Raw genomic sequence first — 19,361 nt, forward strand, 5'->3', positions numbered from 1 at the left:
AACGACAATTCAGAATCTTTCGCTATCGGGGAGGAAGACACATGGAACAACAGGGGAACAAGGTAGACATGAAGCTTCGCTGGGCAGTATTGCCGCTACTTGTCATGATCGGGGTCATGCTCGTAGCAATCGTCCAATTAAAACAAGGCCCACACATCCCGCTCATCATCGGGACTGCGGTGGCGGCACTCGTCGCCTGGCGACACGGCTATAAGTGGAAAGAAATTGAAGAGATGATGTACAAAGGGATTCGACTCGCTTTGCCGGCGGTCGTCATCATCATTTTGGTCGGCTTGACGATTGGGGCGTGGATTGGGGGAGGCGTCGTCGCGACGATGATTTATTATGGGTTGACGATTATCTCACCGGCCTATTTCCTCGTGACGATTTGTATCATCTGTGCGGTCGTCGCGCTCTCCATCGGCAGTTCATGGTCGACGATGGGGACGATCGGCGTCGCTGGGATGGGCATCGGGCTAAGTATGGGGATACCAGCACCGATGGTCGCCGGAGCCGTCATTTCTGGCGCTTATTTTGGGGACAAGATGTCGCCGCTGTCGGATACGACGAATTTGGCGGCCGGTTTGACGCATACGGACCTATTCGTCCATATCCGTCACATGCTCTATACGACTATCCCGGGCCTTATCATTGCGCTTGGCGCGTATTGGTGGCTCGGCCGCCGCTTCAGCGAGACGACGACGGATTCGTCGGAAATCGTCCAGACGCTTGATATTTTGCAAGACAGTTTCGTCATCTCACCATGGTTGTTAGTGATCCCGCTGGCCGTCATCGCGCTCGTCGCGAAAAAAGTGCCGGCCATTCCAGCACTCGTCGTCGGCATCGCCCTTGGCTTTTTGGCGCAAGTCATCGTCCAGGGTGGCTCGCTCTCAGATAGTGTCGGCGCGCTCCAAAGTGGATATGTGATCGAGACCGGCAATGAGTTGGTCGATAACTTGTTCAGCCGGGGTGGTCTCGATGCGATGATGTATACCGTCTCGATGACGATTGTCGCGATGACGTTCGGAGGGATATTAGAGTACTCGGGCATGCTCCAATCGATTATGAACCAAATCGTCAAGCTGGCGAAGACGGCCGGATCGATGGTCGCTTCGACGATTTTAGCGGCGTTCGCGACGAACGCATCTTGTTCCGAACAATACATCTCAATCGTGGTGCCGTCACGCATGTTCGCCAGTGCCTACGAGAAGATGGGGCTGCATTTGAAAAACTTGTCGCGAGCGCTTGAAGACGGCGGCACGCTCACGTCGGTCTTCATCCCCTGGAATACGTGCGGCGTGTTCATTCTCGGGACACTCGGCGTCGGGGCGTTCGAATATGCGCCATACGCCATTCTAAACTTTGTCGTTCCGGTCATTTCAATCATCTATGCATTCACAGGGTTCACGATTGAACGGATTGCTGTGTTGAGTGCAGAACCACCAATCGAACGACAAGCGGCGCAATGAAAAATTTCCCGGCCTCATGAGGTCGGGAAATTGAATTTATAGACGGCACGGGGCCGGCCTTGACCATAACTCATTTCTTCGCCGATTACATCGACAATCCCGGCGTCATGAAGTTTTTTGATGAGCCGTTCCGTCGTCCGTCGCGTCACGTCGAGATAGTCGGTCAACTCTTTTGCCGTGAACTCGTGCTTGCGTTTGGCGAACTGTAAAATCTTCCCGATATTGACGGGGCTGACCCCGGCTTGTTTGATGAAGTCGAAGGCGAGTTGTTCCGTCACCCGGTACGGGATGTGCGCGTCACGGGTAGGGAACGATAATCGTTTCGAATCATCGACGATGCGGATGCGTTCGTCACTCGCGGCAGACAAGGCGATGTCGGCATGTTCGTACGCTAGTTGATAGTCCGGCCCGTAGCCGATTCCGATGCGGTATGACCCGTTCGGTGCGAGCGTATCTTCATCGAAAGCGTTCCTCACTTCACCTTTGGTCGTCAAGATCGTGATGTGTCGCTCCTGCTTCGATTCGAGATGTCCACCCAAATACCGGACCGAGGCAAGATGTTCAAGCAACGTCGGATCGTCCGTTTCATAGCGGATGATGGCGAATTGGGCGGCATCGGCCAACTGTTGCCGCACTTGTTGAATCAACTGGTCGAGATGTCGCTTGACGGTCGTTGTCGGCTCAATCATCAGTTGACTGTTGAAGCCAGCACGAACGAGCTCATGATGCACGCGCTCGATGCTCGTGATGGCCAATTTAGCATGTCCGGCTTGATGGCTGGTATGAAAGGCGGTGACATCCTCGAAGGCGAGCTCGGGATGGATTCGCATCGCGGCGGGGGCGACCCGTTCGTTCGGGAACGAGTCGAGAATCGACGACAGCCGTTCCGGGTCGACCAAGTCGATGGATACTTGATCGAGCGACACGGAGTGGGTGAGCGTCGCATAGAGTAACGTCGTCAAGAGCACAGTCTCGTCTTGGACGACGTGATGTGCCGCCACGTGGTTGAGATGAGGGGTCGCATAGGTGAACGGGAACGAACCGGAAAAAAAGACGCCGTCGAACGAGCCGAGCGTTTGGGCGATGGTCGCCGCCTCGTGTGGATGGTCATACGGATGATAGGCGAACCGGACATCCTCAGGTGAACCGAGCGAGCGAATCATCGCTACGAACTCGTGCGAACCGACGATGGCGATATGGATGGACATGAGAACTCCTCCTTGCAATTTAACGACTATTTAACGACAATATAACTAATGACTTAGAAGAAGTAAAGGAGAATGGATATGAGAATAGAGAAGATTGAACTGTTTGCGATTCGATTGCCGTTAAAGGTCCCATTTATCGTCAGCTATCATCGGTATGACGACATGCCGTCAGTGATTGTGAAATTGACGACCGAATGTGGCCACGTCGGCTATGGCGAGGCCGTGGCCGATGAACACGTCACGGGCGAGTCGCTCTATAGTACGATCAGTGTGATTCGACATGTACTCGGACCGCTCTTGATCGGCGAAAACCCGATGCAGATGGAACGGATTCACGACGTGATGGATCGGGCCATCCGTGACGTTCCGGCGGCGAAAGCGGCGCTCGATATCGCCTGTCATGACGTCGTCGGTAAAAAGCTCGGTCTTCCGGTATATGATTTGCTCGGCGGCCGGTATCACGATGCCTTTCCGGTCACACACGTCCTCAGTATCGGGGAGCCGGAGGCGATGGCGGCCGAGGCTCGGGAACAAATCGAACAAGGCTATACGACCGTCAAGATGAAAGTCGGCGTCGATGTCGCCTCGGACGTACGCCGTGTTGAGGCGGTCCGGCGTGCCGTCGGTCCAGACGTGCCGATTCGGGTCGACGTCAATCAAGGCTGGGTCAATGCCGCCAAGACACTTCAAGCGATGAAGCAGCTCGAGCCATTCCGAATCGATTGGGTCGAACAACCGGTCAAGGCCGATGACTTTGAAGGCATGGTCGAAGTGAAAGGCAAGATTTCGGTGCCGCTCATGATTGACGAGGGCGTACGCGGCATCCCTGAGATGCGTCGGTTGACGATGATGCAGGCCGCCCACAAAGTGAATATCAAATTGATGAAGTGTGGCGGCATCTACCCGGCGAAAAAGCTCGTCCATATGGCCGAAATGTCGGGCATCGAGTGTCAAATCGGGTCGATGGTCGAATCGTCGGTCGCCTCGAGCGCAGGTTTCCATGTCGCTTTCTCGAGTAAAATCGTCCAATCGGTCGAATTGACAGGGCCACTTCGGTTCGCTGAAGATATCGGCAACTTGATGTACGACTTGCCGTTCATCCGTCTGTCCGATGAGCCAGGTCTCGGTGTCGACGTCGATGAGGCCGTCTTGTCACGGCTGACGACGGCGACGTATGTCATCGGAGGGGTCGACCATGTGGCGCAGTGAGTGTAACGGCCTCGACATCGAGGTCAACTATTTGACGATGACAGAGCTCGGACACATCGAGGCGGTGCAGCAGGCCGTCATCGACACGTTGACGGAAGGGAGTCAGTATCAATCGCTCACGACCGAGGAGTTCGTGAAGCTGTTGACCGACCGTACCTTGATTGGGGCGTATCATGAGGGAACGTTAATCGCGTTCCGCGCATTGCTCATCCCGCCGCTCGACGATGAGCATCTCGGATACGATATCGGTTATCCGTCTGATGCGCTCGACCGCATCTTGTATCAAGAAGTGACGAACGTCCACCCGGACTATCGCGGTTACGGACTGCAACAGCATCTCGGCAAGCTCCTTATGAAAGAGCTTGAACAGGACAGTCGGTTCAACCTCGTATGCGCGACCGTGGCGCCGTTCAATATCCCTAGTCTGAAGGACAAGTTCGCGCTCGGCCTTCGTATCGGTGCTCTCAAACCTAAATACGGCGGCAAGTTGCGCTACATTTTTATGAAGGAACTGCACAGCGATTGGAAATCGGCGGGTGACACGACTTGGCTCGACATGGGCGAGACGGAGCAACAAGTTGCTCTATTGAAGGCGGGCTGGTTCGGGACGACGATGACACGCGACGGGAATCGTTGGCTCGTCAAATATGAACGATGAAAACATGGCCTGATCGTCGCGATCAGGCCATGTTGCTTACTCGAGGATGAACAGCACGTCCTCGGCTAACTTGTCATACGTCCGGTCGCTCGGATGAAACTGGTCGGTCGCGAGGTCACGGCCGACGTCAGAGACGTAAGCGAATGGATCGATCACATCGATGCGTTGCGCGTTGCCGTACGTGGCGGCCGAGGCGTTCCAATCGAGAATCAATTGGTTGAACGCCTCGCCGTTCTCGTTCGCTTGGAACGGGTTATAGAGTGCGATATAGACGATTTGCGCCGTATCGTTCAACCCGCGGACTTGTTCGAAAATCTCATTCAAGTTCGTCTTTGCATCGGTCACGACTTGCTCGATATCGACCGATTCGAAATTGTCGACGTTCTCGCCGCGATTGAACAAGTCGTTACCGCCAATCGTGAGCGTGATATAGCGGGCGTTCTCAATCGTGCGTCTGACTTCGGGTTGCTCGAGCTGCGCCAATAAGTCTTCCGTTCGGGCACCAGAGACGGCCAGGTTCTGCGTGCGGATATCATCTTCTTCGAGCGCTTCACCAACCGGTTGGACATATCCAGCACCCGAAGTCGAGCCGACGCCGCGTGTCAATGAATCTCCAAGTGCGACGTAGACGTCACCGACCGGTTCGGGTCTCGCGTCTTCGCTGACCGAGAGTGTCCGTTCCGGCGGATTGACGATATCTTGATAACCGATCCATAACCCGTAAAGGGCGATGCCCGTCAAGAAGACAGAACCGATTAAAAACGTATACCATTTCCCATTTTTCATGTGATGACCTCACTTTCTATAGAACTATCATATCAAATAAGTTTGAACCTGCCCTATGTGAATGTTCGAATAGGACAGATGCGGTCGAGTCCGATAGAATGTAGATGAGGTGAGATGATGCAACCAACATTGAAAATAGACCATTTGACAAAAGTAATCGGTAAGAAAACGATCATCGATGACATCTCGTTCGATGTTTTCCCCGGAGAAGTGTTTGGGTTCTTAGGTCCGAACGGGGCCGGTAAGACGACGACGATCCGGATGATCGTCGGATTGATTAAACCGACGAACGGGACTGTCTCAATTTGTGGGTTCAGCGTCGAACGTCAATTCGTGCAGGCGATGAATCAAATCGGCGCTATCGTCGAGAACCCCGAACTGTACAAGTTCATGAGCGGGCGTGAGAACTTAAACGCCTTCGCCCGGATGTTACCCGGTGTCGATGAGGCCCGCATTCAAGAAGTGATTGACCTCGTCGACTTGACGGCACGAATCGATGACAAAGTGAAGACCTACTCGCTCGGGATGCGGCAACGGCTCGGTATCGCCCAGGCCATGTTGAACAATCCACGCGTCTTGATTCTCGATGAGCCGACGAACGGGCTCGACCCAATGGGGATTCGTGACCTTCGACTCTTCATCCGCCGTCTCGTCGAAGAAACGGGCTTGAGCGTCCTCGTCTCTAGCCACATCTTGGCTGAAATCGAACTGCTCGCCGACCGTGTCGCCATCATGTCGCGCGGGAAAATTGTCAAAGTCGGGACGGTCGAGGAGCTGATTCATGAGTTGGCGTCGACGGTCGATGTCCATGTGGCCGACAGTTTCGAAGTCTTGCCGATTATCCGTGGATTCGAATCAATCGACCAGGCCGACGTCGTCGATGAACGGACGATTCGGGTCTCGATGAACTTAGAGGACACGGCCCGCTTGAACCGTTATTTGCTCGACCGCGGGGTTGACGTGTTCGGTTTGGAACGACGCGTCCAGACGCTCGAAGAATTGTTTATCTCATTGACTGGGGGTGACCATATTGTCTAATCCGTCAATCCTTGGCCTCATTCGAAACGAAGTCTTAAAAATTCATAAGAAACGTCGGCTTCTCGTCGTGTCGATCATTCTCATCGTGCTCGTCTCGATGTTCACGTACGCCAACTACCGGCAAATCGAGAAGCAGCGCGAAGAACAAGGAACGATCGACTGGCGTGTCGATTTACAGCAAGAGATCGTCGATACGCAAAACCGGCTCGCCTCGGCGAACGTTCAGGACGAGTTCCGTCAAATTCTAGAGTTCCAGGTCCAACAGAATCAATACTACTTAGATAATGACATTAATCCGAACTACCCGGGTGCGCCGACGTTCATACGTGTCTTCTTCTCGCAAGGGACGACGCTCGTGTTGCCGCTATTTATCATCGTCTTGATGGCGGATATCGTCAGCGGTGAGCACAATGACGGCACGATTAAGACGCTGTTGTCCCGTCCGGTCCGACGCTTCAAGATTTTGCTCGCCAAATGGATGACGACGCTCTTATATACGTCGATTCTCATCTTTATCACCGCACTCGTCAGTTATGCCATCTCCGGCATCGTGCTCGGTTGGGACGGTTGGACCGCCCCGATTTTGACAGGATTCCAAGCCTCGGCGACCGGTACGTTCTCGACCGACTTCGTCCATACGCTGCCGATGTGGCAATATTTGCTCATGTCGGTCGGACTATCCTGGTTCGTTGTCGCGGCCGTCGGGACGATTGCCCTCATGATCTCGGTCATCGTCAAAAATACGGCGACTGGGATTGGGATTATGATGGCCGTCCTCATTTCAGGACCGCTCCTCACGTCGCTCGGGTCGAATTGGGACAGCTCGAAATATTTGGTGAACGTCAACTTCGGTCTTCATACCTATCTCGAGGGGCAAGCCCCACCGATCGAGGGGATGACATTACCGTTCTCGCTCATCGTCATATTTGTCTGGTCGCTCGCCGCTCTCGCATATGCGTTTTATCATTTCACTCAAAAAGATGTCTATTGATGACTAGCGTCACCGTTCCCGGTGACGCTTTTTTTGTCATGGCTGAAATGACTAGAGAAGACGAAGAAGTAGGACAAATGTCTTAATAATTCGAATTGTCAAAATAATTAGATAGTTGGATACATTAAATGTGGGAAACTATGTAAAGTAGGAGACACCACATAAGGAGGGAAACACACATGAAAAAAGTTTTATCTACATCACTCATCGCAGGCGTATTGCTCGTGCCGCAACTTGTCGGCGCAGCGGAGCTCAAGTCGGGCACGTTGACGAAACCATCAAACGAGGCTCCGACGACAATCGTCAAAGAGTATGCGAAAGCGAAAGGCGAATTCAAAACGCTCGAATCAAAGCGTGACAAAGTCGGACAAGTCGTCAAATTACAACAGACGGTGGACGGGGTACCAGTCTTCGGCGGAATCGTCGTCGGTGTCGTCGATAACGATGGCCAATTGAAAACGGTCGTCGATGACACGAAACAACTCAAAGGACTACATAAGTCGATCAAGCTGAACGAACAAAAAGCGGTCGCTCGTTATAAAGAGCTTGTCGGCCACAAAGGCGCATACGAGCTTGAGCCAGCAGCGGAACTCGTCGTCTATCCAAACGGGGAAGAGGCAGTCTACGCGTATGAAGTGACCGGGACGATTCTTGACGCGGATGAGCCGTCACGTTGGACGTACTTCATCGATGCGGCAAGCGGGAACGTATTGAACAAATACAACCAATTGGCGCACGCCAAACCGACGAATGGTGTCACAGGTACGACGTATACGGGAACGGGAATCGACGTCCTTGGTCAAAGTCAAACGTTCAAGACGACGAAGAGCGGCTCATACTACTATCTCCAAGACTCGACACGTGGCAAAGGGATCTATACGTACGATGCCAAAAACCGGACGACACTTCCTGGATCACTATGGGCCGATGTCGATAACGTCTTGAACACGACGTACGACCGGGCCGCGGTCAGCGCCCATGTCAACGCGACGAAGACGTATGACTTCTTCAAGAACACGTACGGTCGTAACAGCTATGACAATAACGGTGCGGCTCTCAACTCGACGGTCCACTATAGCCGCAGCTACAACAACGCGTTCTGGGATGGTAGCAAGATGGTATACGGTGACGGGGACGGCCAAACGTTCACATACCTCTCAGGCGCACTTGACGTCGTCGCTCACGAATTGTCACATGCGGTCACAGAGTACACGGCCGGTTTGATCTATCAGAACGAATCAGGAGCGATCAACGAGGCGATCTCTGATATCTTCGGTACGGTCGCGGAGTACAGCGTCGGCTCAAACTTCGACTGGTTGGTCGGGGAAGACATCTATACGCCGGGTATCGCCGGGGACGGTCTCCGTTCGATGTCGAACCCAGCGGCTAATGGTGACCCGGACCACTACTCGGTCCGCTACACAGGGACGCAAGATAACGGTGGCGTCCACATCAACTCAGGTATCGTCAACAAGGCGGCCTACTTGTTCGCGAGCGGTGGCTCACACTACGGCGTATCGGTTCAAGGCATCGGCGTCAAGCAAATGGGGGATGTATACTACCGTGCACTCACCGTCTACTTGACACCGACATCGAACTTCTCGAGCCTACGTCAAGCAGTCGTACAGTCAGCTAAAGACTTGTACGGTTCAACGAGTACACAAGCGGTCGCGGCGGCGAAATCGTTCGACGCGGTCGGAATCTACTAAGGCGAGTCCATTCATGCATCCTTTCCGTTTCGGCGGAAAGGATTTTTTATCGCTATTTTTTGAAAGAATCGGGTAAATACGGATTGTACGTAAATTTTGTCGCAATCAAGGAGGGGCTATGGATATTCAAACGTTTCGCATTGACCATAAAAACGGGATTCGTCTCGACGATTACCCGACTACGATCAAGGACAGACCATCGGATGACACGTTGCAAAACGAGTTGATTCCTGAGAGTGTCGCCCGGTTGAAAGAGTTACATTGGAAACTATACGCCGAAGCCAAGAAAGGTGTCGTCGTCGTCTTACAGGCGCTCGATGCCGGTGGCAAAGATGAGGCGATCAGTTACATCTTCTCGAACTTGAACGCGCAAGGGTTGAAGACGAACGCATTCCAGAAGCCGTCGGATACGGAAAAGAAACATGACTACCTCTGGCGGATGCATGACCTGATGCCGGAGCGCGGGCAGGTCGGCATCTTGAATCGCTCCCACTATGAGGAAGTGATTGCTCCGCGCGTCCATGACATGCTTGGAGAAGAGGCCATCCCCGACAATGAGGACAAAGAGTCAGTCTGGAAGGTGCGCTATCGTCAAATCAACGATTTCGAGCAATATTTAAACGAGAATGGATTTGCGGTCATCAAGTTCTTTTTTAACGTATCGAAAGAAGTCCAACGGGACCGCTTGCTCGAACGACTGAAAGACCCAAGCAAGAATTGGGAGTTCTCGTTCAGCGACGTCGAGGAACGAAAACATTGGGACGATTATCAAGCCATCTTTGAGGACATGTTATCGAACACGGCGACAGAACTTTCCCCGTGGTATGTCCTTCCAGCAGATGACGACTGGTACGCTCGTTATATCGTCTCGACGGTCATGATTGACGTGTTAGAGGGAATCGATCCCCAGTTTCCGACGTTTACCGAAGACGAACAGGAGCGTATCGACGAGGCGATTGCGAAGCTCGAAAACGAGTGACGTTTGTCTAGTCCGTGAACGGCTATTTCTCCACTTGCACTGAAAGCGAATTCACGTTACAGTGGACGTAGATAAAATTAGACGTCAGACATCTGTATGAAGGAGCAATGAGTGTGGGGAATATCAGTTTATTATTTGGAGGCGTGGCACTGTTCATCAACAGCCTCGTTTTGTTAGGAAAAGTGGACGTCAAGAGTGCGGGTGTGTTTAGTCTCTTCACTGGACTATTGCAGACATTCATCGCGACGTGGCTCGTCGTCGGGGCGAGTTCGGCCGAGATGTTCGGGTATGCCAGCATCTATTTGTTCGCGTTCACGTACTTGTACGTCGGCGTGACGTTCTTGTTCGATTTAGACGGCCGTGGCGTCGGATGGTTCTCGCTCTTCGTCTCGATGTCAGCCGTCTTTTACGCGGTAATCGCATTCACGGCGGGCGATACGATGGGAGCGGTCACGTGGTTGTTCTGGTCGCTCTTGTGGGGACTGTTCTTTGTGGGAATGGGTCTCGGGCGCCAGATTGATGGGTTGACGGCTCGGGTCGCATTCGTGCTCGCCTGGTTGACCTTGATTATTCCGGCACTGTTCGGTCTTGCCAACTTGATGACGCCGCTCTATAGCGTCATGTGGTGGGCAGCGAGCGGCACCGCGATCCTTTATTTTGGATTGACGATGTGGCGCCAGCGCCGTTTAGTAGAAGTGACACAATGAACGATGCTCCTTTGGGAGCGTCGTTTTTTTTGCGCATTCATTTGTGTCTAAAATGTGAAAAGTGGGAATGAGGTACATAAAAGGAGGCGACCTCGGATGAGTGATGGCTTAATTTTACTGATGGGACTATTATTATGCGGATGGATACTGTTTGCGGTCGTGTTTGATGATACAATTAAAAGAAGAATTTAACGGACCGTTTCCTTTCAGGGACGGTCTTTCGTTTGAGGAGTGACAAGGATGGAACAAACACCAGTCATCGTCCTCGTCGGACCGACCGCTGTCGGGAAGACGAAGACAGGGATTGAGCTCGCCAAAGCGTTCAATGGGGAAATCGTATCGGGCGATTCGGTCCAAGTGTACCGCGGGATGGATATCGGCTCGGCGAAAGTGACGGTCGAGGAGGCGGAAGGGATTCCGCACCATTTGATTGATATATGTGACCCGGACGAGCCGATGAGCGTCGCCAGATTCCAAACGTTGGCCCGGGCGGCGATCGATGACATTTATGCGCGCGGGAAATTGCCGATTCTAGTCGGCGGGACGGGTCTCTACATCCGTTCGATTTTATATGACTATGAATTCACGGAGCGACCGGTCAATCACGAATTGCGTGAAGCGCTCGAGTTAGAAGCTGAGACGGATGGACCTGAGGCGCTGCATGCGCGTCTGCAATCGCTCGATCCAAAACGGGCCGAGAGCATTCATCCGAATAACGTCCGCCGCGTCATCCGGGCCCTTGAAGTCGCCCTCCAAGGCGACGCCCAGGCGATGGACAGCCTCCCGTCGGAACATTACGCCTATAAACTGTTCATCTTGCATGCGGACCGGGACGTGCTCTACTCGCGCATCAACCATCGTGTCGACTTGATGCTCGAAGCGGGCCTCATCGAGGAAGTCGAGCGCTTGCTCGCGGCTGGTTACCGGGACACGCAAGCGATGCGCGCCATCGGTTACAAGGAAGTGATTCCGTATCTTGATGGATTGATGACCCGAGAGCAGATGAGCGAGACGCTCAAACAGCACACGCGCAAGTTCGCAAAACGTCAATTAACATGGTTCCGTCATCAATTTAATGGGATTTGGGTCGATATGGGACGAAAATCATTTGAACTATCGTATCAAAATATTTATGATGAAGTTGAGGGGTTTTTTCGAAAATTCCGATTATTTCAAAGAGACATAGACTAGGGGGAATGCAACATGAAGGCTAGCTATAACATTCAAGACCATTTTTTGAATCAATTACGTAAAGAAATGGTGCCGACGACCGTGTTTTTAGTCAGCGGGTTTCAAATTCGGGGAGTCATTAAATCGTTTGACAACTTCACGGTCATCGTCGAATCGGAAGGGCGCCAACAGTTGATTTATAAACATGCGATTTCAACGTTCTCACCAGCACGGAACGTCACATTGTTCGAACCGGAAGCGGTTGAAGTGACAGAAGGCTAATGAACGGCATAAAAAAAGAAGCGGCCCGGGGACCGCTCTTTTTTTATGCCGTTTTTACGTTCGAATCGAAATCGATGGCTTCGAGCACACGATGGACGGCACAACCGCCGAGGAGTGAGTCGAGTTGGTCACAGAGCTGGCTCGGTGCCGAGCGGTATAAGTGTGTATACGTTCGTTTCCATGACCGTTCGGCCGACTGGATGCGAACGAGTAGGTCGGCATGACCAAGTTCTTTCAGCTTCTCGATATTCATCCGGTTCGTCCGGGCGAATGCCGATAAGACGACGGCTTTGGCTAGCGGTGTTTGAATCGGATAGCCGGCGACGACGAGGACGGCCATCGCGCCTTTCATCTCATGTTCGATGACCGAGTCGACGAGCTGGTCCGGCGTATATGGGTTGCCGGCATGTCCTGAGACTGCCGCGACGAGTTCGTGATGTGAGACCGGGCAAGTCGATGCTTGTAAAATACTGGCGATTGTTGAATGCGTAGTGGCGTAACGTGTCGCTTCCCCTGTTGCGATCAATCGTTCGTACGTATCTACCAATGAAATCATGTGAGTTCCCCCTTTATCTAGCTACCTTTATCGTATCAATTCTAGTAAGCGCTTTCAATATAATTTAGGAAACTTCATGACCTATAACGAAAGTATGTTCGCCTCGAAGTGGAAAACACGATACAATGGGCAAAGAGAAGAAGGAGGGGATTGTATATGAATTATTACCAACAGATTGATCCGATCACGGGGAGCGGCTTCGACCGGACGCGGTTCCAACTCCCGACCGTCGAAAAAGCGTCGACGCGATTGACTGACCTTACGGACGGGACACCGGTCCAGACGAAAGCGCTCGTCAGTACAGTCGAAGTGAGAGAAGGCAAATCGGGTGCCAAATGGCTGCAACTGAATTTGACGACATCGAGCGGACTCATCCGTGCCAAGCAATGGTTGCGTGGCAACGAAGAGCAGCTGTTACCGATTTACGAGTCTGGTGTGATCGAGCTTGAAGGGAAAATCGACGTCTATCCGAAACCGGACGGCGCCAAGTCAATCACAATCGACCGGGCCAAACCGATTGCCCGGGACGAGGCCGTCTCATTGTTGCCAGGTCTTCCTGGAGACGAGACGATGGATCAATACGCCGACGAGCTGTTCGCGATTCTGTCGACGCTCTCGCCTGACTATCAAGCAATCGCGATGTCGCTACTCGACCGCTATTGGGACGATTTCGTTCTCGCACCGGCTGCACTGTATCATCATCATAACTATGTCGGCGGCCTCTTGAAGCACACGGTCTGTATGCTTCGACTCGGTTATCGCATCCAAGAACAGGACGACCATTTGGCGATGGCGTTCCGGGTCATCAAAGAAGCCGAGCAGTTGCACAAAGTAGACGTATGGAATACGATGAACGGTGTAAAAGTTGAACAGGCGTTCCGGGGCACGTTCGAGTCGCTCTATGCGGCCTGCGAGGCCATCGCAGAATTGAAGGAGCCGCTCCGTTGGGACGAACTCGCGCTCGGGATTTTATTCCATGATATCGGCAAGTTGTTCGAGTACAGTCACTTGCTGTCGTCCCCGAAACGGTTCGAGCAACTGTTCTCGGTCAACGGTACGAGTGAGACGACCGGCATCTCGATCAATCCGATGGGAAGCTTGATCGGACATATGCCGTACGGCGGACTGTTGTTCGAGAAGAGTCAACAGGCCGCAAGCGTCACGTTGTCGCTCGACGCCCATCATCGGATTTGGCATATGATTTTATCCCACCACGGCAAGCGCGAGTGGGGCTCGAGCGTGTTACCGGTCACGACAGAAGCGTGGATGCTTCATTTGATTGACTTGCTGGATGCGCGCTATGAGAAATGGGCGCGAGTTCACGAAAATTTATAAGGTGAGGTGCAGTACATGATTCCCGTGCAATTGGTGACCGGTTTTTTAGGCGCCGGAAAAACGACCTATATGAATCGCTTGCTAGAAGCGACGGACGAGCGGCTGCTCGTCATCGTCAACGAGCTCGGGTCGGTGAATATCGACGAACAGTTGATCGTCAAGATGGACCAAGAGCAGATCGAGTTGTCGAACGGTTGCATCTGTTGTTCGATTCAAAGCGATTTAAGCAAGACGTTCTATCAGCTCGCATCAAAGGATACGTTCGACCGCATCGTCATCGAGACGACCGGTGTGGCCGACCCGGCACCGATCATTCAGACGATTTATTATGACGACTACTTACGCACACGTTTCAAGTTGACGGCGATTTTGACGGTCGTCGATGCCAGTCAATTGGACCGTGAGCTATTTATTGAAGGAATTCATCAAATCGCCTATGCGGACGTGATTTTATTGAATAAAATCGACCTCGTCGATGCGGATGCGCTCGAACAGGCGCATGAGCGGATTAATGCGCTGAATCCGACCGTTCGAGTCATCGAGACGGTTCAGACGGTCGGCGACTATGACTTGACGGAGAATACGTTCCAGCTCTCACGAGTCGACGAACAGCTCCTCGGGCAACTGACGGCCGGGCACTCCTCGGTCTCATCACTTCGGGCCATCACGCTCACGACGGACGTGCCGCTCAAACGGGAACGCGTCACTCAATACGTCCGAGAAGTGCTCATGCACTATGAAGATGATGTCTATCGCTTGAAGGCGATTGTCCGTTTAGACGGAGAAACATCAAAATTCGTCGTCCAAGCGACGAATCAACTGATGGGGGCGACGTTCGCGAACGAACCGAGCGACGACTCGCGTTCCGTCTTCGTCTGGATTGGAAAGAATCTTGACCGGGACGCGCTCACGCGCGGATTACAAGCTTGTGAGGTGAATGCATGATGAAATTGATGTTGGTCGACGGGTTTAACCTCCTGTCACGTTATTATTTTGCCACAGAGCGTCGTCGGGCTCTCGACCCCGATGTGACGTTGAAGGGGTTACTTCGAAAAGTTGACGGGTGGACGAACGACTTCACGCATATCGCCTTCTTTTGGGACGGACCACGTGAAACGACGCATCGTTACGCCCTCTTTCCGGACTATAAAGCGACTCGCACCGGCTTACCGGAACCGTTGTTCCACGATTATGTCAAGTTGCGGGCAGCGTTGACCGAGCGCGGGATTTTTCAGTCTGAGCTCGCCGGGTACGAGGCCGATGACTTGATTGGGGCCGTCGCGACCGCGTTCCCGGGCGAATCGTATATGTATTCGTCAGACCGTGATTTGCATCAGTTGCTTTCCCCGAACGTGTTTCAAATCGTTCCGAAAAAAGGGGAAGAGATGATCATGAATCGGGAAGTGTTCGTTGCGACGTACGGCGTCCGACCAGAGCAGTTCGTCGATGTGAAGGCGCTCCAAGGCGACGCCTCAGATAATATTCCCGGTGTCCGCGGCATCGGACCGAAGACAGCGACCATTCTTGTCCAGTCATATGACACGGTCGAAACGCTATACGACATCGTGAGACAAGAAGCGCTTCAAGAGGCGCATCAGAAGTTTGCGAAGAAGCTCGACGGGCAAGAAGAAGTGGCGCTCTTGTCAAAACGTCTCTCGCTCATCGATATTCATGCACCGATTGAGACCGATTGGGAGGCGTATCGCTTTGGTTCACATTTATTTTGATGCGGCGACGAACCAAGAGGCGGGTGAGAACGGTCTTGGCGTCTGGATCAAGACGACCGACGGCACGGTGTCCACGTACATCGCCAAACGCGTCGGGTTGACCAGCGTTCAGGCGGAGCTCGCCGCGCTCGCGTTCGCCCTCGAACAAGCACACGAACTGACGGGAGAATCGACATTTATGTTCTATTCAGACGCCGAGACGGTCGTACGGGCGCTTGAACAGCGCTTCTTCAAAGACCCATCGATGCGTCCGTTGTTCGTCAAGGCGCTAACGCTGTATGACGAATTACCGAATAAGTTCATCAAATGGATTCCGCGAGCAGAGAACCGGGCTCACGACGTGGCGAAACGGGCATTGATGACAGGCTAAAAGTCGGGCGTGGGCCCGACTTTTTGTCAATTGCAGGGGAATGATTTCTTTTTTGCAAAAGTTTCGCTAAAATGAAAGCGTAGTCAAAAAAAGAGGGGGAATTTTCATGGAATATCGGATCGAACGGGACACGATGGGGGAAATCAACGTTCCGGCTTCAGCCAAATGGGGAGCCCAAACACAGCGCAGTCTAGAGAACTTTAAAATCGGGACGGAAAAAATGCCGCTTGAGGTCGTGCATGCCTTCGCGATTTTGAAGAAAGGTGCCGCATTTGCCAACGCTGAGCTCGGTGTGTTGGAGCAAGCGAAAGCCGATGTCATCGCCGAAGTAGCCGATGAGATCGTCGCTGGGCAACATGACGCCGAGTTTCCACTCGTCGTCTGGCAGACGGGTTCAGGGACACAGTCGAACATGAACGTCAACGAAGTCATCGCCCACTTGGCGAACGATAAGTTGAAGGAGCGTGGTCAGACGCTTACGATCCATCCGAATGACGACGTCAACAAGTCGCAAAGCTCGAACGACACGTATCCGACGGCGATGCACATTGCGGCCATCTTAGCAGTCGAGGACCATGTGTTGCCGTCAATCGAGGCGCTCCACGCGACGCTCGCGAAGAAAGCCGAGTCATTCATGGACATCGTCAAGATCGGTCGGACGCACTTGCAAGACGCGACGCCGGTTACGCTCGGTCAAGAGATTAGCGGTTGGGTCCGTATGCTCGAGCTGTCGAAACAGATGATTGAGCGTACGCTCGAACCGTTGACAGAGCTCGCTCTCGGCGGAACGGCAGTCGGGACGGGCATCAACGCCCATCCGCAGTTCGGCGAAGTTGTGGCCGAGAAAATCTCGCAAGAGACCGGCAAACAGTTCATCACGGCCGTCAACAAGTTCCATGCGCTCACGAGCCACGATCAGCTCGTATTCACACATGGTGCCTTGAAAGCACTCGCCATGGACGCGATGAAGATCGCCAACGACGTCCGTTGGCTCGCTTCTGGTCCGCGTGCCGGTATCGGCGAGATTTTGATTCCGGAAAACGAACCGGGCAGCTCGATCATGCCAGGAAAAGTCAACCCGACGCAGAGCGAGGCGTTGACGATGGTCGCGGCTCAAGTGCTCGGCAATGATGCGACAATCGGATTCGGGGCGAGCCAAGGAAACTTCGAGTTGAACGTGTTCAAGCCTGTCATCATGTACAACTTCCTCCAGACGTGCCGTCTGTTGACGGACAGTCTACATTCGTTCGACGTGCATTGCGCCGTCGGCATCGAACCGGATTTGGACGTCATCGCACACAACGTGGAACGGTCGCTCATGCTCGTGACGGCACTCAACCCGCATATCGGTTACGAGAACGCAGCCAAAATCGCGAAGCTCGCCCATAAAAATGGGACGTCGTTGAAGGAAGCGGCGCTCGAGACTGGACTATTGACGGAAGAGCAGTTCGATCAATGGATTCGTCCGGTAGAGATGACATCTCCTAACCTAAAAGTTGGTAAATAAGGGAAGGGCGGTCAATGACCGCTCTTTAATTATTGTCTATTAGGTCGTAAGCACTAACTTTCTGTAAAACAATAGGAAAAAAATAAGTAAATAGTTGTATTTTCGTGGATGAAGTCGCATAATCATAGTCAGAAGCGAATATCGGGAGAACGAAACTGGGGGGTCGGGAATGAAGCAGCAACTCACAGATCGTATACATAAGATTTTGGCGCAAATCACGAGCGCGAGACAGATTCAAACAACAGACATCGAGTTTTTATTGGATTGGATGAAACAAGAAGTGAAACAGCGACGGTTCATGCACTTGCTTGAAATCTTCAGTCGTGTCGAATCTGACGTGCGTGAGTTGCCGGCCGTCCTGACGCAAGCAGAAGCGATGGCATTGATTGCCCCGGTGAAACGATATATCCATACGATCCTCGGCATCGAGCAAGAAGACGAGGACCTCGTCTTGATTTTGTCGAACAACTTTGCGACGTTCAGCCGCTATAAGCCGCGGGTGGAAAAGCTCGGGGCGCGTCCTGTCTTTTTACAGACGTTAGAAGAAGCCGTCGAATACGATTATGAAGATGTGCCGAAGGCGATCATCATGGACGTCGAACTGTGGGCACGCTTCCCGGAGCGGGCAATCCAATCGTTCGTCAGCAAGATGAAGAAGCTGTACGTCCCGCTCATTGTGATCGGAACGAATGAACATTATCGACTCGCCGCCTACTCGTATGGGTTCGATGACTATTGGGAAGAATGGATCCCGATGGAAGAGCGGCTCGTGCGGCTCGGACATCATATCGAGAAGGCACGGCTCGTCTCGAATGCGCTGCTCGTCGACGAATTGACAGGCGCCTTCAACCGTAAATATTTGAAAGCGACGTTCAGTCGCTTCATGTCCCGTCTAGAGCGGTCCGGTGAAAGCTTCACCCTCGCGCTGCTCGACATCGACCATTTCAAGCAGTTGAACGATACGTTTGGTCATGCGTATGGGGACGAAGTGCTGCATCGCGTCGCCGAGGAGGTTCGTTTGGCGATTCGCTCGAGTGACGAGTTGATTCGTTACGGCGGGGAAGAGTTCCTCATCATCTTGAACGTGTCCGAGCGCCACGTCGTCGATGCGGTGCTCGAACGGGTCCGCAGCCGAATCGAAGAGATGACGTTTACATACGAGCATCACGTGACGGTGTCCATCGGCTATACGCGCGTCTGTCAGACCGGGATGACACTCGGGGAGTGGTGCGCTTACGCCGACGAGGCGCTCTACAAGGCGAAGCGTGACGGTCGCAATCGAATCATCCGTTATTCGACGGCGGTCCGGGAAGAAAAACGGCTCGCTTACGTGACGATGAGCCCGGAGAAGTACATCATGCTCGCCGAACAGTTGCCGAAACAACATCGACGATACGAGGTCATCTATCGTCCTTACGACCGTTACGCCTGTAACGATCATATGGAGATGTTCATTTTAGACGAATCGAGTACGACGGAGACGAGAGGGACGCTCTCGGCCGTCAAAGAGCAGCGTGGCAAGTACAGTCATGTGTTAGCGTTGTCGAAACGGACGGCACTCGAGCTCGGTACGCTATACGACGACTTGGCCGAACAGGACCATCATGATGTCATCACTGAAAAAATCGAGCAATGGCTCGAAAAATTGCCCGACTAAAAA

The 19,361-nt window shown here is 52.9% G+C and carries 19 protein-coding genes; 16 read left to right on the plus strand and 3 right to left on the minus strand.

All coding sequences use genetic code 11. From position 1 onward, the window contains the following. The first annotated feature begins 68 nt into the window (after window positions 1-68). The gene (nhaC, locus tag KNP71_RS02465) at window positions 69-1,469 is read left to right on the plus strand and encodes a Na+/H+ antiporter NhaC (protein WP_214829963.1); all 1,401 of its coding nucleotides are present in this window, start codon (window positions 69-71) and stop codon (window positions 1,467-1,469) included. 14 nt (window positions 1,470-1,483) lie between these two features. Here nhaC and KNP71_RS02470 read toward each other — a convergent pair whose 3' ends face one another. After that, a complete protein-coding gene (locus tag KNP71_RS02470; protein WP_029595600.1) occupies window positions 1,484-2,677 on the minus strand; it encodes an HTH domain-containing protein in 1,194 nt (397 codons plus the stop codon). Window positions 2,678-2,755: 78 nt separating this feature from the next. Between KNP71_RS02470 and KNP71_RS02475 the strand changes: the two genes are divergently transcribed. Together KNP71_RS02475 and KNP71_RS02480 are read left to right on the plus strand one after the other, a co-directional pair. Next, complete coding sequence (locus KNP71_RS02475) at window positions 2,756-3,886, plus strand: mandelate racemase/muconate lactonizing enzyme family protein (protein ID WP_214829918.1); 1,131 nt, start codon at window positions 2,756-2,758, stop codon at window positions 3,884-3,886. Continuing rightward, window positions 3,873-4,544, plus strand: coding sequence for a GNAT family protein (locus tag KNP71_RS02480; RefSeq protein WP_029595598.1), 672 nt, complete (start codon window positions 3,873-3,875; stop codon window positions 4,542-4,544). The genes KNP71_RS02475 and KNP71_RS02480 overlap by 14 nt, the downstream gene beginning before the upstream one ends. A gap of 36 nt (window positions 4,545-4,580) precedes the next feature. Here KNP71_RS02480 and KNP71_RS02485 read toward each other — a convergent pair whose 3' ends face one another. After that, window positions 4,581-5,330, minus strand: coding sequence for a GDSL-type esterase/lipase family protein (locus KNP71_RS02485; protein ID WP_029595597.1), 750 nt, complete (start codon window positions 5,328-5,330; stop codon window positions 4,581-4,583). Between the two features lie 117 nt (window positions 5,331-5,447). Here KNP71_RS02485 and KNP71_RS02490 point away from each other — a divergent pair, with 117 nt between their 5' ends. The 7 genes from KNP71_RS02490 (at window position 5,448) to hfq (ending at window position 12,206) form a co-directional block, all read left to right on the plus strand. After that, a complete protein-coding gene (locus tag KNP71_RS02490; RefSeq protein WP_029595596.1) occupies window positions 5,448-6,368 on the plus strand; it encodes an ABC transporter ATP-binding protein in 921 nt (306 codons plus the stop codon). Further along, window positions 6,361-7,359, plus strand: coding sequence for an ABC transporter permease (locus KNP71_RS02495; RefSeq protein WP_214829921.1), 999 nt, complete (start codon window positions 6,361-6,363; stop codon window positions 7,357-7,359). The genes KNP71_RS02490 and KNP71_RS02495 overlap by 8 nt, the downstream gene beginning before the upstream one ends. Before the next feature lie 179 nt (window positions 7,360-7,538). Beyond that, window positions 7,539-9,068 (plus strand): M4 family metallopeptidase, encoded by a 1,530-nt coding sequence (locus KNP71_RS02500; protein WP_029595594.1) that lies wholly within the window; start codon window positions 7,539-7,541, stop codon window positions 9,066-9,068. Between the two features lie 118 nt (window positions 9,069-9,186). After that, window positions 9,187-10,047, plus strand: coding sequence for a PPK2 family polyphosphate kinase (locus KNP71_RS02505; RefSeq protein ID WP_214713707.1), 861 nt, complete (start codon window positions 9,187-9,189; stop codon window positions 10,045-10,047). Between the two features lie 113 nt (window positions 10,048-10,160). Beyond that, entirely contained in the window at window positions 10,161-10,754 is a 594-nt protein-coding gene (locus KNP71_RS02510; RefSeq protein WP_029595592.1) for an AmiS/UreI family transporter, read from the plus strand. A gap of 240 nt (window positions 10,755-10,994) precedes the next feature. Continuing rightward, window positions 10,995-11,945, plus strand: a complete 951-nt coding sequence (gene miaA, locus KNP71_RS02515) for a tRNA (adenosine(37)-N6)-dimethylallyltransferase MiaA (protein WP_214829923.1) — start codon at window positions 10,995-10,997, stop codon at window positions 11,943-11,945. 12 nt (window positions 11,946-11,957) lie between these two features. Then, the gene (hfq, locus tag KNP71_RS02520; protein ID WP_021067304.1) at window positions 11,958-12,206 is read left to right on the plus strand and encodes an RNA chaperone Hfq; all 249 of its coding nucleotides are present in this window, start codon (window positions 11,958-11,960) and stop codon (window positions 12,204-12,206) included. Between the two features lie 43 nt (window positions 12,207-12,249). Here the strand turns inward: hfq and KNP71_RS02525 are convergent, their stop codons facing one another. Then, on the minus strand, window positions 12,250-12,762 hold the full coding sequence (locus KNP71_RS02525; protein WP_029595590.1) for a hypothetical protein: 513 nt from the start codon (window positions 12,760-12,762) through the stop codon (window positions 12,250-12,252). Window positions 12,763-12,918: 156 nt separating this feature from the next. Between KNP71_RS02525 and KNP71_RS02530 the strand changes: the two genes are divergently transcribed. The 6 genes from KNP71_RS02530 to KNP71_RS02555 all read left to right on the plus strand — a co-directional run bounded on the left by KNP71_RS02530 (window position 12,919) and on the right by KNP71_RS02555 (window position 19,358). Further along, window positions 12,919-14,097: a DNA-binding protein gene (locus tag KNP71_RS02530; protein WP_029595589.1), complete on the plus strand. Its 1,179-nt coding sequence runs from the start codon at window positions 12,919-12,921 to the stop codon at window positions 14,095-14,097. Window positions 14,098-14,112: 15 nt separating this feature from the next. Continuing rightward, a complete protein-coding gene (locus tag KNP71_RS02535; protein WP_214829925.1) occupies window positions 14,113-15,042 on the plus strand; it encodes a CobW family GTP-binding protein in 930 nt (309 codons plus the stop codon). Continuing rightward, window positions 15,039-15,824, plus strand: a complete 786-nt coding sequence (locus KNP71_RS02540) for a 5'-3' exonuclease (protein ID WP_035385674.1) — start codon at window positions 15,039-15,041, stop codon at window positions 15,822-15,824. The genes KNP71_RS02535 and KNP71_RS02540 overlap by 4 nt, the downstream gene beginning before the upstream one ends. Beyond that, window positions 15,805-16,194 (plus strand): reverse transcriptase-like protein, encoded by a 390-nt coding sequence (locus KNP71_RS02545; protein WP_214829927.1) that lies wholly within the window; start codon window positions 15,805-15,807, stop codon window positions 16,192-16,194. The genes KNP71_RS02540 and KNP71_RS02545 overlap by 20 nt, the downstream gene beginning before the upstream one ends. A 106-nt stretch (window positions 16,195-16,300) precedes the next feature. After that, window positions 16,301-17,701 (plus strand): class II fumarate hydratase, encoded by a 1,401-nt coding sequence (gene fumC, locus KNP71_RS02550; RefSeq protein ID WP_214829929.1) that lies wholly within the window; start codon window positions 16,301-16,303, stop codon window positions 17,699-17,701. Between the two features lie 169 nt (window positions 17,702-17,870). Further along, entirely contained in the window at window positions 17,871-19,358 is a 1,488-nt protein-coding gene (locus KNP71_RS02555) for a GGDEF domain-containing protein (RefSeq protein ID WP_214755896.1), read from the plus strand. The last annotated feature ends 3 nt before the right edge of the window (window positions 19,359-19,361 follow it).

It is taken from the genome of Exiguobacterium sp. s56 (assembly GCF_018618255.1).
GTDB classification, from domain to species: domain Bacteria; phylum Bacillota; class Bacilli; order Exiguobacteriales; family Exiguobacteriaceae; genus Exiguobacterium; species Exiguobacterium chiriqhucha.

What these genes read in the sequence shown, in the direction of transcription:
- nhaC (WP_214829963.1), top strand. Translation starts at nt 69, where the DNA reads ATGAAGCTTCGCTGGGCAGTATTGCCGCTACTTGTCATGATCGGGGTC.
- KNP71_RS02470 (WP_029595600.1), bottom strand. Translation starts at nt 2,677, where the DNA reads ATGTCCATCCATATCGCCATCGTCGGTTCGCACGAGTTCGTAGCGATG.
- KNP71_RS02475 (WP_214829918.1), top strand. Translation starts at nt 2,756, where the DNA reads ATGAGAATAGAGAAGATTGAACTGTTTGCGATTCGATTGCCGTTAAAG.
- KNP71_RS02480 (WP_029595598.1), top strand. Translation starts at nt 3,873, where the DNA reads ATGTGGCGCAGTGAGTGTAACGGCCTCGACATCGAGGTCAACTATTTG.
- KNP71_RS02485 (WP_029595597.1), bottom strand. Translation starts at nt 5,330, where the DNA reads ATGAAAAATGGGAAATGGTATACGTTTTTAATCGGTTCTGTCTTCTTG.
- KNP71_RS02490 (WP_029595596.1), top strand. Translation starts at nt 5,448, where the DNA reads ATGCAACCAACATTGAAAATAGACCATTTGACAAAAGTAATCGGTAAG.
- KNP71_RS02500 (WP_029595594.1), top strand. Translation starts at nt 7,539, where the DNA reads ATGAAAAAAGTTTTATCTACATCACTCATCGCAGGCGTATTGCTCGTG.
- KNP71_RS02505 (WP_214713707.1), top strand. Translation starts at nt 9,187, where the DNA reads ATGGATATTCAAACGTTTCGCATTGACCATAAAAACGGGATTCGTCTC.
- miaA (WP_214829923.1), top strand. Translation starts at nt 10,995, where the DNA reads ATGGAACAAACACCAGTCATCGTCCTCGTCGGACCGACCGCTGTCGGG.
- hfq (WP_021067304.1), top strand. Translation starts at nt 11,958, where the DNA reads ATGAAGGCTAGCTATAACATTCAAGACCATTTTTTGAATCAATTACGT.
- KNP71_RS02525 (WP_029595590.1), bottom strand. Translation starts at nt 12,762, where the DNA reads ATGATTTCATTGGTAGATACGTACGAACGATTGATCGCAACAGGGGAA.
- KNP71_RS02530 (WP_029595589.1), top strand. Translation starts at nt 12,919, where the DNA reads ATGAATTATTACCAACAGATTGATCCGATCACGGGGAGCGGCTTCGAC.
- KNP71_RS02535 (WP_214829925.1), top strand. Translation starts at nt 14,113, where the DNA reads ATGATTCCCGTGCAATTGGTGACCGGTTTTTTAGGCGCCGGAAAAACG.
- KNP71_RS02540 (WP_035385674.1), top strand. Translation starts at nt 15,039, where the DNA reads ATGATGAAATTGATGTTGGTCGACGGGTTTAACCTCCTGTCACGTTAT.
- fumC (WP_214829929.1), top strand. Translation starts at nt 16,301, where the DNA reads ATGGAATATCGGATCGAACGGGACACGATGGGGGAAATCAACGTTCCG.
- KNP71_RS02555 (WP_214755896.1), top strand. Translation starts at nt 17,871, where the DNA reads ATGAAGCAGCAACTCACAGATCGTATACATAAGATTTTGGCGCAAATC.